Annotated in this window: 12 protein-coding genes; 5 read left to right on the forward strand and 7 right to left on the reverse strand. The window is 59.4% G+C overall.

All coding sequences use genetic code 11. The annotated features are described in order from the left end of the window. Positions 1 to 15 precede the first annotated feature (15 nt). The 3 genes from VE934_RS08995 to recG are packed head-to-tail and all read right to left on the reverse strand — an operon-like array spanning position 16 to position 3,776. Positions 16 to 993 carry a hydrogen peroxide-inducible genes activator gene (locus tag VE934_RS08995; protein WP_324886553.1) on the reverse strand — a complete coding sequence of 326 codons (978 nt, stop codon included), beginning with the start codon at positions 991 to 993 and terminating at the stop codon, positions 16 to 18. A 29-nt stretch (positions 994 to 1,022) separates the two neighbouring features. Then, positions 1,023 to 1,604: a hypothetical protein gene (locus VE934_RS09000; RefSeq protein ID WP_324886555.1), complete on the reverse strand. Its 582-nt coding sequence runs from the start codon at positions 1,602 to 1,604 to the stop codon at positions 1,023 to 1,025. Positions 1,605 to 1,664: 60 nt separating this feature from the next. Next, complete coding sequence (gene recG, locus VE934_RS09005) at positions 1,665 to 3,776, reverse strand: ATP-dependent DNA helicase RecG (RefSeq protein ID WP_324886557.1); 2,112 nt, start codon at positions 3,774 to 3,776, stop codon at positions 1,665 to 1,667. 17 nt (positions 3,777 to 3,793) lie between these two features. On the opposite strand from recG, the gene queA reads away from it, so the two are divergent. The 5 genes from queA to VE934_RS09030 all read left to right on the forward strand — a co-directional run bounded on the left by queA (position 3,794) and on the right by VE934_RS09030 (position 11,395). Next, a complete protein-coding gene (gene queA, locus VE934_RS09010) occupies positions 3,794 to 4,876 on the forward strand; it encodes a tRNA preQ1(34) S-adenosylmethionine ribosyltransferase-isomerase QueA (RefSeq protein WP_324886559.1) in 1,083 nt (360 codons plus the stop codon). After that, positions 4,870 to 6,021: a tRNA guanosine(34) transglycosylase Tgt gene (tgt, locus tag VE934_RS09015; RefSeq protein ID WP_324886561.1), complete on the forward strand. Its 1,152-nt coding sequence runs from the start codon at positions 4,870 to 4,872 to the stop codon at positions 6,019 to 6,021. The genes queA and tgt overlap by 7 nt, the downstream gene beginning before the upstream one ends. Positions 6,022 to 6,191: 170 nt before the next feature. Continuing rightward, a complete protein-coding gene (locus VE934_RS09020; protein WP_324886563.1) occupies positions 6,192 to 9,713 on the forward strand; it encodes a type ISP restriction/modification enzyme in 3,522 nt (1,173 codons plus the stop codon). Then, positions 9,710 to 10,216, forward strand: coding sequence for a hypothetical protein (locus tag VE934_RS09025; protein WP_324886565.1), 507 nt, complete (start codon positions 9,710 to 9,712; stop codon positions 10,214 to 10,216). Before VE934_RS09020 ends, VE934_RS09025 begins: the two co-directional genes overlap by 4 nt. Positions 10,217 to 10,390: 174 nt before the next feature. Beyond that, entirely contained in the window at positions 10,391 to 11,395 is a 1,005-nt protein-coding gene (locus VE934_RS09030) for an aldo/keto reductase (RefSeq protein WP_324886567.1), read from the forward strand. A gap of 12 nt (positions 11,396 to 11,407) precedes the next feature. On the opposite strand, the gene VE934_RS09035 is transcribed toward VE934_RS09030, so the two are convergent. The 4 genes from VE934_RS09035 to VE934_RS09050 are packed head-to-tail and all read right to left on the reverse strand — an operon-like array spanning position 11,408 to position 14,321. Beyond that, positions 11,408 to 12,475 (reverse strand): serine endopeptidase, encoded by a 1,068-nt coding sequence (locus tag VE934_RS09035; RefSeq protein ID WP_324886569.1) that lies wholly within the window; start codon positions 12,473 to 12,475, stop codon positions 11,408 to 11,410. 13 nt (positions 12,476 to 12,488) lie between these two features. After that, entirely contained in the window at positions 12,489 to 13,355 is an 867-nt protein-coding gene (locus tag VE934_RS09040; protein ID WP_324886571.1) for a DUF2145 domain-containing protein, read from the reverse strand. Between the two features lie 10 nt (positions 13,356 to 13,365). After that, the gene (locus VE934_RS09045) at positions 13,366 to 13,821 is read right to left on the reverse strand and encodes a hypothetical protein (RefSeq protein ID WP_324886573.1); all 456 of its coding nucleotides are present in this window, start codon (positions 13,819 to 13,821) and stop codon (positions 13,366 to 13,368) included. Positions 13,822 to 13,853: 32 nt separating this feature from the next. Next, positions 13,854 to 14,321: a YiaA/YiaB family inner membrane protein gene (locus VE934_RS09050; protein ID WP_324886575.1), complete on the reverse strand. Its 468-nt coding sequence runs from the start codon at positions 14,319 to 14,321 to the stop codon at positions 13,854 to 13,856. Positions 14,322 to 14,346: the final 25 nt, after the last annotated feature.

Below are 14,346 nucleotides of genomic sequence, written 5' to 3' on the forward strand. Positions count from 1 at the left end.
CAGATCTGTGCGACCTCAGGACAGCCGCGTCACGCCCGGTAGCTCACAGGCGTAAATCGCATTACGCAATGCTGCAATCGCTTCATACCGGGTGAAACTGCGGCGCCAGGCAAGCACCACACGGCGCGTCGGCACATGCCCTTCAAACGGGAGGTACTTGATATGTGAGGACAACTCCGCAACCGCTTTGGACTTTGCGGCAGATTTGGCAACCGTCGGGGTCGCAACTGCGTCCTTGGGCACGCTCAGGCGCGGCACAAGCGTCACACCCATGCCGGCCGCCACCATATGCTTGATGGTCTCCAGCGACGAGCCTTCAAAGCTGCGGCGTATGCCTTCAGTGGCGCTGGAGAACCGCGCAAACTCCGGACACACTTCCAGCACATGGTCGCGAAAACAATGGCCGTTGCCGAGCAGCAACATGGTCTCCTGCTTCAGCTCTTCTGCCGTGATGCTGCTTCGTGAGGCGAGTGCATGGGTGCTCGGCACCGCCGCCACAAAAGGCTCGTCATACAGCGGCGCAATCGCCAGGTTCGCGTCGGGAAAAGGCTCAGCCAGAATCGCACAGTCAATCTCGCCGGTGCGAAGCTCTTCTAGCAGCTTGACCGTAAAGTTTTCCTGCAGCATCAACGGCATCTGCGGTGTGTGCGCAATCGTCTGGCGTACCAGGTCGGGCAGCAGGTAGGGGCCAATCGTGTAGATGATGCCCAGGCGCAGTGCGCCGGCCACAGGGTCTTTGCCGCGCCGCGCAATTTCGCGGATGCTCTCGGCCTGCTCCAGCACGCTCTGTGCCTGCCGAATGATTTCCTCACCCAGCGGCGTGACGGTGATCTCGTTGGCGTTGCGCTCAAACAGCTTGACCTGAAGCTCTTCTTCCAGCTTCTTGATCGCGACACTTAAGGTTGGTTGCGATACGTGGCAGGCTTCCGCGCCTTTGCCGAAATGCTTTTCGCGGGCGACGGCTACGATGTATTTAAGTTCGGTCAAGGTCATCGGTGCGCTCCCGCTCCAGCAAAGGGTACCTACTTCCAGGTGCCCTGGTTCAGGTAGTCGACGTCGACCACCGTGCCTTGAGGATCCAGCACCACCGTCAGCCGCTTCTGGCTTAGCGAGAAGCCGCGCATCTCCTGATAGCTGTACAGCAGTGCACGGCCGGGAGTCTGCTTGATGACTGGGAAAATCGCTTCCCCCGGGGCAGGGCCAAACATCGAGATGACCTGCGCCGCAGTGGTTTTCCCGGACTGGATCTGTTCGGCCTTACTTCCGTCAAAATCCGTCGCATCTTCCTTCAGGTTGGACATATACGATTTGGACACCAACTTTCCCTCGTGAAAGACCAGTGTCAACGCATGCACCGGCGTGACGCCTTGTGTTTTGACCGTTGAACCGAATGACGCGTATGCATAGCTGAGCGTGCGGATCGCCTTGCCATTGGCCAACCCGTTGGCCTCCTGAAAAGGCTTGCCCAGCCGGGCCAGTACTTGCTGCTCGGACGTTTTACCAAGCTCCAGTTCAGCCTCTGCTGGTCGTACAAATTTAGTGCCCGCACATCCAGTCAGAACGACCATTGCCAGTACTGCCACCCATTTCACTGTCCAATTCATTTGATTACTCCTCTATTTTTTGATTTTGACCATGGGATCGTACCTCGTATGCCGAGCATTTCATGCCTTCAAAAACTCAGCCTTCCCCCCCAACCATCGCAAAATATGCCGATGAGCCTGCTCGGCGTGCCGGTCCAGCATCACCGGCGCCACCCCCCGTGCCCAGGCCAGCAACGCCGTGTCCGTCTGCAAATCCGCAAACCTCAACAAAGGCGCACCCGACTGCCGGGCGCCCAAAAACTCACCGGGGCCGCGAATGTCCAGATCTCGCCGTGCAATCTCAAAACCGTCCTGTGTATCCACCATGGCCTTGAGCCGCGCACGTGCTGTTTCGCCAAGTCGCGGCGCTTCGCCGGTTGAATACAGCAGCACACAGGCAGATGCCGCCGCGCCGCGACCAACGCGTCCACGCAACTGGTGCAACTGGCTCAACCCAAATCGCTCGGCGTGTTCAATCACCATCAACGATGCGTTTGGCACATCCACGCCCACCTCGATCACCGTGGTGCTGACCAGCACGCCTAGCTGACCGCTGGTGAACAGCGCCATCACAGCCTTCTTTTCAATCGGCGGCATGCGTGAATGCAGCAGACCGACCTGTGTACCCGGCAAGGCAGCACTTAAAATTTCGTGCGTTTGGGTGGCATTGATCAGGTCCACCGACTCGCTCTCTTCAATCAACGGGCACACCCAGTAAACCTGCCTGCCCTCAGCGAGTTGTCCCCGGATGCGCTCCACCACTTCATCGCGCCGTGCCTCTGAAACCACTTTGGTCACGATGGGTGTGCGCCCGGGCGGCAACTCGTCGATGGTGGACACATCAAGGTCGGCGTAGTAGCTCATCGCGAGCGTGCGCGGAATCGGCGTAGCGGTCATCATCAACAAGTGAGGCTCTTCTCCACCCTCCGTCATCTTGCTGCGCAGTGCCAGCCTCTGCGCAACGCCAAAGCGGTGCTGTTCGTCAATGATGGCAAGCGCCAGGTTTTTGAAAACCACCTTGTCCTGAATCACCGCGTGTGTGCCCACCACCAGGCCGGCTGCACCGCTTTCAATCATCGCCAGTGCCTCGCGCCGCTCCTTGGCCTTTTGGCTACCGGTGAGCCAGGCCGTCTGAATGCCCATTGGCTCAAGCCAGCTGATGAGCTTGCGAAAGTGCTGCTCGGCCAGAATTTCGGTCGGCGCCATCAGCGCACACTGCCAGCCCGCGTCCATGCAGCGCGCCGCCGCCAGCGCGGCCACCACGGTTTTCCCTGAGCCCACGTCGCCCTGCAACAGACGGTGCATGGGAATGTTCTTTTGCAGGTCGGCATCGATCTCGGCGCCCACCCTCTGCTGAGCAGCCGTCAGGCGAAACGGCAGACGCTCCCGAAGTTGCTCGTGCAGCGTGCATTGGGTGCCGCCCATCGCCTGCCGGGTCAAGGCCGGTGCCCGCATGGCCGCCCGCACACGGCGCGCTTGCAACTGCGACAGTTGCTGGGCCAGCAGTTCTTCAGCTTTGAGGCGCTGCCAGGCCGGATGGCTACGGTCCTCAAGCGTGTCCAGCATCACGTCGGGTGTGGGATTATGCAAAAACTGTAGCGCCTCGCGCAGGCTGGATAAGGGCTGGGGCAGGTTTTTATTCAGATATTCCGGTGGAATAGTCTCATTCAGATCCGCGCGGGCAAGGCCACTCAAAACCGCCTTGCGCAAATAAGCCTGCGGCAGTCCGGCAACCGTCGGGTACACCGGCGTGAACGCGGCCGGGAGATCACCGCCCGCCGATTTAAAGGCCGGATGCACCATCTCCCGGCCCGCAAAGCCACCCCGGATCTCGCCGCGCACGCGCACGGTGGAGCCTACGCTCAGGGTCTTCTGATGTGACGGGTAAAAGTTGATAAAACGCAGCACACAGGTGTCGCTGCCATCGTCCACGGTCACGCGCAGTTGGCGGCGCGGGCGAAACACGATTTCGCTATTTGTCACCTGCGCCTCAATCTGCACCATATCGCCGTCGCGGGCATCCACGAGACGGGTGATGCGGGTTTCATCCTCGTATCGCAGCGGCAAGTGCAGGGCCAGATCGATGTCGCGGCGCAAGCCCAGTTTTTCCAGCGCTTTCTGCGCAGCCGACTTTTGCGGAGCACCTGATGCCACAGGCGGCGCCTTGGGTGGAGAAGCGGCTGGGGGCGACATGGGACAATTGTGCCCTCATGACGTCGCATCTCAAGCTCAGTGATTTTGATTTCACACTCCCTTCCGAATTGATTGCCCAGTACCCTGCGGCCGAGCGCAGCGCTTCGCGCCTGCTGGACGGCAGGGCAAGCCTGGCGATCGACCGGCGCTTTACCGAACTGCCAGCCCTGTTGCAGCCGGGCGACCTGCTGGTGCTCAACGACACCAAAGTCGTTAAGGCGCGCCTGTTTGGACAGAAAAGCAGTGGTGGGCGCCTGGAGCTTCTGATTGAACGGGTACTTTCGCCCTCGGCAGACGCGGGGCATGAAGTGGCGGCCCATATGAAGGTCAGCAAAAAACCATTGCCCGGAGCCGTCATGCAGATGGACGGCGGCTTCACAGCCACACTGCTGGGCCGCTGGCCCAACAACGATGGTCCCCTGTATCACTTTGCCCTCAGCAGTGACCCGTATGCGCTGATGGAAAGCCATGGCCATGTGCCGCTGCCGCCCTACATCACGCACACCGACTCGGCAGACGACGAAAGCCGCTACCAGACCGTTTTTGCCAAACATCCCGGCGCTGTTGCGGCGCCAACAGCAGCGCTGCATTTCGACGAAGCCGTGCTGTCGCGGCTGGAAGCAAATGGCGTGCAGCGAGCCACCGTGACGCTGCATGTGGGCGCGGGCACGTTCCAGCCCGTCAAGGCAGAAAACATTGCCGACCATGTGATGCACTTCGAACGCTTTGAAGTTCCCCCGTCCACGCTGCAGGCAATTGCCGATTGCAAGGCCCGCGGCGGGCGTGTGGTGGCAGTAGGTACCACCTGCGTTCGTGCCCTTGAGTCCGCAGCGAAATTTGGCCCCGAGTGCCGCGACACCAATATCTTCATTACCCCGGGTTTCGACTTTCAGGTGGTGGACCTGCTGCTGACCAACTTTCATCTCCCCAAAAGCACGCTGATGATGCTGGTCAGCGCTTTTGCCGGATACGAACACATCATGGGGCTCTACCGCCATGCCATCGAGCAGCGCTACCGCTTTTTCAGCTATGGCGACGCCATGCTGCTGCAACGCGCCGCGCCGCGCCGCACAAGCCCTGAGACAATTGATCCATGCTGAATTTTGAAGTTTTAAAAACCGATGCGCCTGATGGCGCTTACCTCGGCTCGTTTGCCCGCCGCGGCACGCTCACGCTAAACCACGGTGTGGTGCAGACACCCATCTTCATGCCGGTTGGCACCTACGGGACGGTCAAGGGCGTGATGCCTCAGTCGCTGCATGAGATGGGCGCGCAAATCATTCTGGGCAACACCTTCCACCTCTGGATGCGCCCCGGCCTGGACGTGATGCAGCAGTTTGGCGGCCTGCATAAATTTGAGAGCTGGCACAAACCCATACTCACCGACAGCGGCGGCTTTCAGGTCTGGTCACTGGGCGAGATGCGCAAGATTTCCGAAGAAGGCGTGAAATTCGCCTCCCCCGTCAATGGCGACAAGCTGTTTTTGACGCCTGAAATCTCGATGCAGATCCAGACCGTGCTCAACAGCGACATCGTGATGCAGTTTGACGAATGCACGCCGTACGATACCAAGGGCCACATCACGACCGAGGCCGAGGCGCGCGTCTCGATGGAGCTGAGCCTGCGCTGGGCAAAACGCTGTGTCGAAGAGTTCAACAAACTGCAAAACCCCAACGCGCTGTTTGGCATCGTTCAGGGCGGCATGTTTGAAAACCTGCGCCAGGAGTCACTGGACGCGTTGGTGGAGCTGGACCTTCCTGGTTACGCCGTAGGCGGGGTCAGCGTCGGCGAACCCAAGGAAGAAATGCAGCGCATCATGGCGCATACACCGCACCGCCTGCCGGCCAACAAACCGCGCTACCTGATGGGTGTGGGCACGCCGGAAGACCTGGTCGAAGGCGTGGCGAGCGGCGTCGACATGTTTGACTGCGTGATGCCGACCCGCAATGCGCGCAACGGCCACATGTTTACCCGCTTTGGTGATCTGAAAATCCGCAACGCGCGCTACAAGAGTGAAGAGCAGCCGGTGGACGCCACCTGCAGCTGCTACACCTGTAAAAATTTCAGCCGTGCCTACATGCACCACCTGGACCGCTGCGGCGAAATGCTGGGCCCCATGCTGAGCAGCATTCACAACCTGCACTACTACCTGAACCTGATGCAGGAAGTGCGCGATGCGCTGGACGCCGGCAAGTTTGGCGCGTTTGTGTCGCAGTTACACGCTGATCGGGCGCGGGGAGTGTAAACATCTACCTTGCATTTACGCTTAAAAATCAAAAAATTCACTCCGTGATTTGCAAAGGCTGCTGAATTCGGAGCGAAGCTCCTTAGCTATATTTTTGATAGCAAAATTGACATGCCGCACAAGGGCTGGGTGGGTTTTCGTCTATAGAATGCCAGCAGGGGGACCCATCCATGGCTAAAGCCAAGCTTCTCGAAGATTTTCTGAGCGCAGTGCGTGATGTACACAGCACTGGTGGCGGCACGAAAGAAACCTCTTACTACACCGCACTCAACAACCTGCTGGACGGAGTCGGCTATGCGCTGAAGCCCAAAGTGCACTGCATCATGCAGCTCAAAAAATTGGGCGCTGGCAACCCTGACGGGGGCCTGTTCACCCCTGACCAATTCGACCGCAAGACCGGCGAGACCAAAGACCTGGGCAGGCCTTCACGCGGTGTCATAGAAGTCAAAGCGCCGGCAGAACCGGTGGACGACACCGCCACCACCGGACAAATCACCAAATACTGGGGCCGCTACAAGCTGGTGCTAGTCACCAACCTGCGCGACTGGCTGCTCCTGGGTGAACGCCAGGGCCAACGCGTCACGCTGGAGCGCTTCAGCCTTGCCCCCACCGAGGCCGGCTTCTGGGTGCTGGCGGCGCATCCGTCCAAGGCGCAAACCGCGCAGGGCGAGGCGTTTGAAGACTTTCTGGCACGCGTGCTGCAGCACAACGCCCCGCTGGCCGACCCCAAAGACCTTGCCGCACTGTTGGCCAGCTACGCACGCGAGGCACGCCATCGCGTCGAACACGCCACCGATGCCGCAGCCAAACAACTCGAGGCATTGCAACAGAGCCTCGAATCATCGCTGGGCGTCACCTTCAGTGCCAATGAAGGCGGCCACTTCTTCCGCTCCACGCTAGTGCAAACCTTGTTCTATGGCGTCTTTTCCGCGTGGGTGCTTCGCCGCGAGCACGCCGAGCCCGGGCAAGACCTGGGGCCATTCGACTGGAAAAGCGCCGCCCACAGCCTGAACGTGCCCATGATCGCCGCCCTGTTCGGCCAGCTCTCACAGCCCGCCAAACTCAAGGCACTCAACCTGACAGAGGTGCTGGACTGGGCCGCAGACGCACTCAACCGCGTGGACCAAGCGGCGTTTTTCAAAACCTTTGAATCCACCCGTTCCATCCAGTACTTCTACGAGCCCTTCCTGGCCGCATTTGACCCTGAACTGCGCAAAAGCCTTGGCGTCTGGTACACACCCGAAGAAATCGTGCGCTATCAGGTGGCCCGAGTAGACCAGGTGCTGCAGAGCGAACTGGGCTTGCCCGACGGCTTGGCTGACCCTAATGTGGTGGTGCTGGACCCGTGTTGCGGCACGGGCGCCTATTTGGTGGAAGTGCTGCGCGTTATCGGGCAAAAGCTCAAAAGCCAGGGCACGGGCGCACTGGCCGCGCACCAGCTCAAGCTGGCCGCCACCACCCGTTTATTTGGTTTTGAACTGCTGCCCGCGCCCTATGTCGTGGCGCACTTGCAAATAGGCCTGCTGCTTCGGCAGTTGGGCGCGCCGCTGGGCCACAAACCCGATGGCGCCGACGAACGCGCCGGCGTCTACCTCACCAACGCACTGACTGGCTGGGAGCCAGCCAAAGACCCCAAGACCCAAATCCCGCTGTATCCTGAATTTGAGGACGAGCGCGACGCGGCGGACCACGTCAAACAGACCCAAAAAATCATCGTCATTATCGGCAACCCACCCTATGACGCCTTTGGCGGCGTGGCACTGGGCGAAGAGCAAGACTTGGTGACGCCGTACAAAGATGGACTCGTCAAGAAATGGGGCATCAAGAAGTTCAACCTCGACGATTTGTATGTGCGCTTCTTTCGCTTGGCCGAGCGGCGCATTGCTGAAAAGGGCGGGCGTGGAGTGGTGTGCTATATCAGCAATTCGTCGTATGTACGCGAGCCATCGTTCGTGGTGATGCGAGAGCATCTGACCAATAATTTCAACCGCATCTGGATTGACAACCTGAACGGCGACAGTCGAGAAACCGGAAAAACCACGCCGGACGGTTTGCCCGACCCCAGCGCGTTTTCGACGCCTTACAACAAGGAAGGCATCCGCAAAGGAACTGCGGTGGCGCTGCTCGTCAAGCACTCGCTAACGCTACAAGTTACACCTATAGCAACGCGCGAGAGTAAAGACGTACCACCGGCTGCGAGGGTCCTGTACCGCGAATGGTGGGGTGCAAAAAAACGCGAAGATTTACTAAACAGCCTGGATGAGCCCCAACGCGAAACGCATTACGCTATCGCAAGCCCTGCGATTAGCAATCGCCATAGTTTGAAGCCTACGGAGGTCAGCTCAGCCTACGCTAGTTGGCCCGCGATTGCTGACCTTTCCGCCGTCGTTGGCTACCAAGGTCTTAGCGAGGACCGTCGTAAAGCCTTGTTCGCGCCTAACAAGCAAGTTTTGATGGGTCGGATTCAACGATACCTTGATCCTGCCATTTCCTGGTCTGAATACAAGGTCAGTGCCGACGCAGTGTTGATTGACGATTACGTTGATTTCTCTGCGGCGACGGTTCGCGAAAAGGCGTTGCTCTCACTCAAGTTCTCAGAAGCTGCGGTCTATCCATATGCGGTTCGTCCCTTCGACAACCAGTACTGCTATTGGTCAGAGCTTCGTCCACTGTGGCGGCGCCATCGGCCCGACTTCGCGACTCAGGTCAAGGCTAAGCAGAACTTTCTCGTTACACGCGTCAAAGGCGGCAATCGAGACGAAGGATCGCCCTTGTCATTTATTTCTGGCTTTTGCGACTACCACTACCTGCCACCAAATGCATCCGCATTCCCACTTGGTTTGACGCAACAAAAGACCGGTGATGCTCAAGAAGACTGGTTCGCTGAAGTGACAGCCAACCTGTCTGATCCTGCCCGCGCATACCTTACCACCCTCGCCCTCCCCAACCCGGACACCGACCGCGACACCGCCGAACTCATCTGGATGCACGCGTTGGCCATCGGCTACAGCCCTGCGTATCTGAGCGACAACGCCGATGGCATTCGCGAAAACTGGCCCCGCATTCCCCTGCCCCTATCTCGCGAGGCTTTGCTGGCTTCCGCTGCGCTGGGTCGTGACGTTGCGGCGCTGCTGGACACTGAAGTACCCGTGCCCGGCGTCACCAGCGGCACGATCCGCGACGAACTCAAAGCCATCGCCGTGGTTAGCCGCGTCGGCGGCGGTGCGCTTACGCCCGCCGAATTCGCGCTCACCGCCGGCTGGGGCAGCGGCGGCCAAGGCGGCATCACCATGCCTGGCAAAGGTAAGACTGAGCCCCGCGCCGCCGAAGCGAACGAGCAGGCCCTCGGCTTTGGCACTGCGCCGACGCTGGACATGTATCTGAACGCCACCGCCTACTGGAAAAACATCCCGCAACCGGTGTACGGCTTCACCATTGGCGGCTACCAGGTGATCAAGAAGTGGTTGAGCTATCGCGAGCAGCGTGTGCTGGGCCGCGCCCTGACGATGGCCGAGATCATGGAAGTCACCGCAATGGCGCGACGGCTGGCAGCCTTGGTACTGCTACAACCCCGGCTTGACGAAAATTACCGGGCTGTCGCGGTTGACACGTATGCTTGGCAGCCGTCAGGCATCGAGCCGCCTGAGCCTTGGCCCGTACCTGAAAAGAAAGGTAAAGGGGCGAAAAAGTGACACTCCCCACTCAAACTCCTTTACAGCTGTTCCTGACACAAGAACTCAACGTTGAATATCACAAACGTCATCGTGAGTTCTGGGAAAAAGTGGACGCGGTCGAGAAATGGACCGCGTTTATCACTCTGTCCGCCGCATTTGCCTCGCTCACTAAGTTGATACCCGCAACCGTCGTCAATGGGCCTTACATCGGAGTTGTCGCCCTGATAGCTGCGATGTTGACCGCCTTCACCTTGATCAGGAATGCTTCGGAACGAGCCTACAAAGCCGCTCGGCTCCAATCGGCTTGGGAGAATCTGCGAGAAGCTTTCCCGACCGAAACTCATATTGCGAAAAACCAGTCTGCCTACCTGACTGAAAAAGCCAAAATCAAAGACGAACCCCATCTACCCGCATTGAGGAATGAAATTTTCGTCGAGCTTTGCCACGGTAAGGGGTTCCGACCACCGCCAAATACAAAAATGCCCAATTTAATACGTAGGGTGTTCAAACATGTATTCTGAAGCCGAGCATCGGATGAATGAGACCTGCACCGCGTACACGTGCAAGGGCCATGCGTGGTAGACGGCGTCAGCCGCCCCTACATTGCCTCCTAGGCCGTTGGCGCTTTCGCAACGCAGCTCAACCAAGACGGACAGCGCGGCGTTAGCCAATTCTTCACCCCCGTAGGAAAACCCATGCAATACCGCCGTCTCGGAGACAGCAACCTGAAGGTCTCTACGCTTTGTCTTGGCACCATGATGTTCGGCCAGCAAACGCCCGCGGAAGAGGCATCGCGCATCGTCGCCTCGGCCAAAGACCACGGCATCAACTTCATCGACACGGCAGACGTCTACAACGAAGGCAAGTCCGAAACCACCTTGGGCAAATTGCTGGCAGGCCAGCGTGCTGACTGGGTGCTCGCCAGCAAGCTCGGCAACAAGGCCGGGACAGGCGTGAACCAGAGCCACTACTCACGCAACTGGATCATCCAGCAGACGGATGCCATCCTGACGCGCCTCTCCACCGACTACCTGGACATTCTGTACTTGCACCGCGACTTTCACGACGCCAATCTGGAAGAGGCCGTGCGCGCGCTGGGCGACCTGATATGCGCCGGCAAAATCCGCGGCTTCGGCCTGTCCAACTTTCGCGCTTGGCGTATCGCAGAGATCGTGCGCATCTGCGAAAAAATCGGTGTGGCCCAACCGGTTGTTTGCCAGCCCTACTACAACCTGCTCAACCGCGGCCCCGAAGTTGAAATTTTGCCCGCCTGCGGCCACTACGGCCTTGGCGTGGTGCCCTACAGCCCTCTGGCGCGCGGCGTTCTGACCGGCAAGTACCCGCCGGGCCAGCCACCGGCCGAGGGCACACGCGCCGGCAGCGGCGACAAGCGCATTCTTGAAACCGAATTTCGTGAAGAGTCGTTGGTCATCGCCCAGAAAATCAAGGCACGCTGCGAGGCCAAAGAATGGGTGCCAGGCCAGTTTGCAGCGGCCTGGGTGCTGGCCAATCCGCTGGTCAGCTCGGTGATTGCCGGGCCGCGCCTGCTGTCACACCTGGAAGACGTCTACGGCGCAGTGGATCTTGTGCTGGACAAGGAGGACGAAGCCTTCGTCGATGAACTCGTCATCCCGGGCCATGCCTCCAGCCACGGATACACCGATCCGGCTTATCCGTTCTTTGGCCGGCCAGTGCGCTGAGCTCCCGGCCTGTCAAGTCATGACGGGTTCGGGGCCGGCCTTGCGCTGGTCACCCGCAGAACCACATGCATGACAAAACTTGGAAAAAGCGCTCTTGCGGGTTGTGCAAACACCGCAATGGTCATGCAGCCCGATACCGCAATGCGGGCAAAAATCGATAGTCGTGTTTTTCAGATCGACCGCCCGCTCGCAGCCAGGGCACACGCCCTTGGACAGCCTGGTCAGTGCGGTGTCGTAACTCAGCTCTTCCCGTCTCTGGGCATCCGGCAATTGCTCCGCCAGCTTTTGCCGCTCCAGATACCGGTTGAGTGAAATGATGGCCTGGCGTCCGACCAGCACGGTGACGATGATGCCGACGACATAACGCACATAGCCGCCGTAGCTGGGCAGGTAGGGCACCAGCTCGACAAAAAAGGCGAACAGGGCGAAGAAGATAAAGCCCCAGACAAAAGGCCAGTAGGTGGTGTGCCGCCTGGTCTTGAAAAGCCAGCCCGCTGCCACCAGTAGCGGCAGGGTGAGCGCGAGTCGGTACAGAAACACGCGCAATTCGACGCGTCGATATTCTGCGTTGAGCTTGTCCTGCGCCACGCGCTCCAGCTCCTGCAACTGCTCCTGTGCGTTGGCTTCAGTCTGCTCCGCATCCAGCGCTGCCTGCTCCTGCTGCTCCACCCGGGTCTTGGCGTCGCGCTCGGCCTGCCGCAGTCCATCCAGTGCGCGGGTACGTGTAATCAGTTCAGGATCCTGATCGGCCAGCTGCGTGGCGCGGCGTGTGGCCAGCCAGTTGTTAAAGGTCTCCCTGGCGCTCTGTGTATCGGACTGGGCTACGCGGTGCTTCAACCGGGCCTGCTCCAGCGCCGACTGCGCGCCCTGGGCTGCGCGTTGCGATTGCTTGATGCCCTCACGCAAGCGTTGGGCGGCGGGGCGGTCCATGAAGTCTTCAAGCAGGAGTTGCTTCTCTACTTTGGGCAGGTCGTTGACCACGGTTCCGCCAAGGCCAATCAGAAATCCGGCAAAGATGATGGCCACCAGCCACAGGCCACGGTGAAACCATTTTTCGGACAGACGCAATGCTTTACTCATGACAGGGTTCTCCTCAAGGTTGACGCAAGGTAACCGGGGCAGCGCTCAAGCCGGCCCGCTGCATCCACACAAACACGGAATCGACAGTAACAGTTTCAATGCGGTCTGAAAACCGCTTCTCATTTGGATGATCGTCGAAGGCAACATTGGCGGCAGTGGCCCTTGCACCCAAGCGTGTCAAGGCCCCCAGCTTGAGTGGCGTTGGCTCATAAGCCTTGAACTGCAGCCAGGCCTGCGCCTGCTCACGCGACCTGATGCCCGGCTCCATCGCCAACGCCAATGTTTCAATCGCCCACTGGTTGGACTGCTGATATTTGCGGCCCCAAGCGTAGCTGACCACACTGTAGGGCCGGTGGTGCAGGCTCAGCGCCCGGCCGTCGCGGCCGCTATCCAGCAACAAGGGCAGCAGTCGGTCCTGCACCTCGCGCGTGGGGGCCACCCATGCGGCCTCAAAGCGCCAGAGATCATCCAGAAAAAACTCTCCCAGGCCCTGACGGTAAACCGAGCCGTCAGGGGTGCCGCACTGGTTCAATTTGTGCATCACACGCCAGACGTGTCCCGGTTTGCCGTCTGGCGCCACCTGGGGTTGCCTATAAGCAAATCCAAGGTGGGAGTAGTGAAGTCCGTACTTGCTCAAGTCTTGCCCGGCGCGGGCCAGCACCACAACTTGCTGGCCACTCGCATCCAGAGCAGCCTGTGTGCGGGAAGCCAGGTTCAGGCTGCGCTGCACCGACTGCAGCTGGGGCGGGTGGGGCGCTTCGCAGGATCGCCCCGCATGCGCGGGAAGGCTGGATGCCAGGCTTGCTAGCAGTGCAAGCAGGCCGGTCCCTCTCAACACTGCACGGTGAAAGGCCCCGAGGTAATCGCTACAAGTGGTCATCAGCATCACCTCAATGCGTCAGGCGTTCGTTATGCAGCAAGGCGCGTCCCAGTTCATTGGGGATGAAGGCGATGACCTGGCCCGCTGCCGAGAGAATCACGCCTGCGCCAATCACGCTGACTGTGACGGCCGTGCCGACGACGAGTGAAGCTGCACCCACGCCTTTGCCAACGATCTCAACGCTCGCCGTCGCGCCATCTGAGGCACGCTCCAGCACGTAGACGGTGCCGCGGGCGGAAACTTCGACAGTCTTGACCACCAGAACAGCGCCCGCAGTGGACAGCACAAGAGGCAGCGCCACCACACTGCCGGCAACAGTGCTTGCAACCACGACGGATGCCAGGGGCAAGGCTGACAACGTGCTCACAGCCGAGGCTTCGCTTTGCGCTTGGGCATGCATTGGCACTACAACCCCGGAAAATACTGCGCAGATAGCTATTAAAAGTGTAGCAAATTGCTTTTTCATGAAATCCTCCTTGTATGGTTTGAAATCAGTGTTCAGACAGAGTCCGGTGCTGCACGTGACATACGTCCTTGCATGCGGGCTTCGTTCAGGTCGGCCTCATGTTTGTCCCTGAGGGTTTTGGCCAGCGTGAAGCTGCAGGTGATCAGGTACAGCCAGCTCACACCCAGAAACGCCTTGTAGGTTTCATTGATTTCCATGCGCCACAAGCCCCAGCCGGTGAGTGACATGGCCAGGAAGAAACTCCCCCACACCACGAGCTTGAACATGGGCGTGTCTGCCAGCTTGCCTTCGGCCAGACTTTTTTCCTGGTCGCGCACATACTTGGCAAGAACAAACGCGGCAGACAGGCAAAAGAAATAACCCATGATCATGAAAGCGCGGTCCAGGTCCCTGCCGGGCAGCCAGGACAAGCCAACAGCACACAGAAAAACGGCAATCAGGAAAGAAACCCAGACCTGCAGTTGCCAGGGTTTGGAATCGCGGTGAATCAGAACTTGCATAAAACCCTTTGAGGTAGTTGAGGAG

This window comes from Polaromonas sp. (assembly GCF_035638815.1).
In the GTDB taxonomy this organism is placed as follows: Bacteria; Pseudomonadota; Gammaproteobacteria; order Burkholderiales; family Burkholderiaceae_C; genus Polaromonas.

What these genes read in the sequence shown, in the direction of transcription:
- VE934_RS09035 (WP_324886569.1), bottom strand. Translation starts at nt 12,475, where the DNA reads ATGAGTAAAGCATTGCGTCTGTCCGAAAAATGGTTTCACCGTGGCCTG.
- VE934_RS09050 (WP_324886575.1), bottom strand. Translation starts at nt 14,321, where the DNA reads ATGCAAGTTCTGATTCACCGCGATTCCAAACCCTGGCAACTGCAGGTC.
- VE934_RS09000 (WP_324886555.1), bottom strand. Translation starts at nt 1,604, where the DNA reads ATGAATTGGACAGTGAAATGGGTGGCAGTACTGGCAATGGTCGTTCTG.
- VE934_RS09045 (WP_324886573.1), bottom strand. Translation starts at nt 13,821, where the DNA reads ATGAAAAAGCAATTTGCTACACTTTTAATAGCTATCTGCGCAGTATTT.
- queA (WP_324886559.1), top strand. Translation starts at nt 3,794, where the DNA reads ATGACGTCGCATCTCAAGCTCAGTGATTTTGATTTCACACTCCCTTCC.
- tgt (WP_324886561.1), top strand. Translation starts at nt 4,870, where the DNA reads ATGCTGAATTTTGAAGTTTTAAAAACCGATGCGCCTGATGGCGCTTAC.
- recG (WP_324886557.1), bottom strand. Translation starts at nt 3,776, where the DNA reads ATGTCGCCCCCAGCCGCTTCTCCACCCAAGGCGCCGCCTGTGGCATCA.
- VE934_RS09020 (WP_324886563.1), top strand. Translation starts at nt 6,192, where the DNA reads ATGGCTAAAGCCAAGCTTCTCGAAGATTTTCTGAGCGCAGTGCGTGAT.
- VE934_RS09030 (WP_324886567.1), top strand. Translation starts at nt 10,391, where the DNA reads ATGCAATACCGCCGTCTCGGAGACAGCAACCTGAAGGTCTCTACGCTT.
- VE934_RS09040 (WP_324886571.1), bottom strand. Translation starts at nt 13,355, where the DNA reads ATGACCACTTGTAGCGATTACCTCGGGGCCTTTCACCGTGCAGTGTTG.
- VE934_RS08995 (WP_324886553.1), bottom strand. Translation starts at nt 993, where the DNA reads ATGACCTTGACCGAACTTAAATACATCGTAGCCGTCGCCCGCGAAAAG.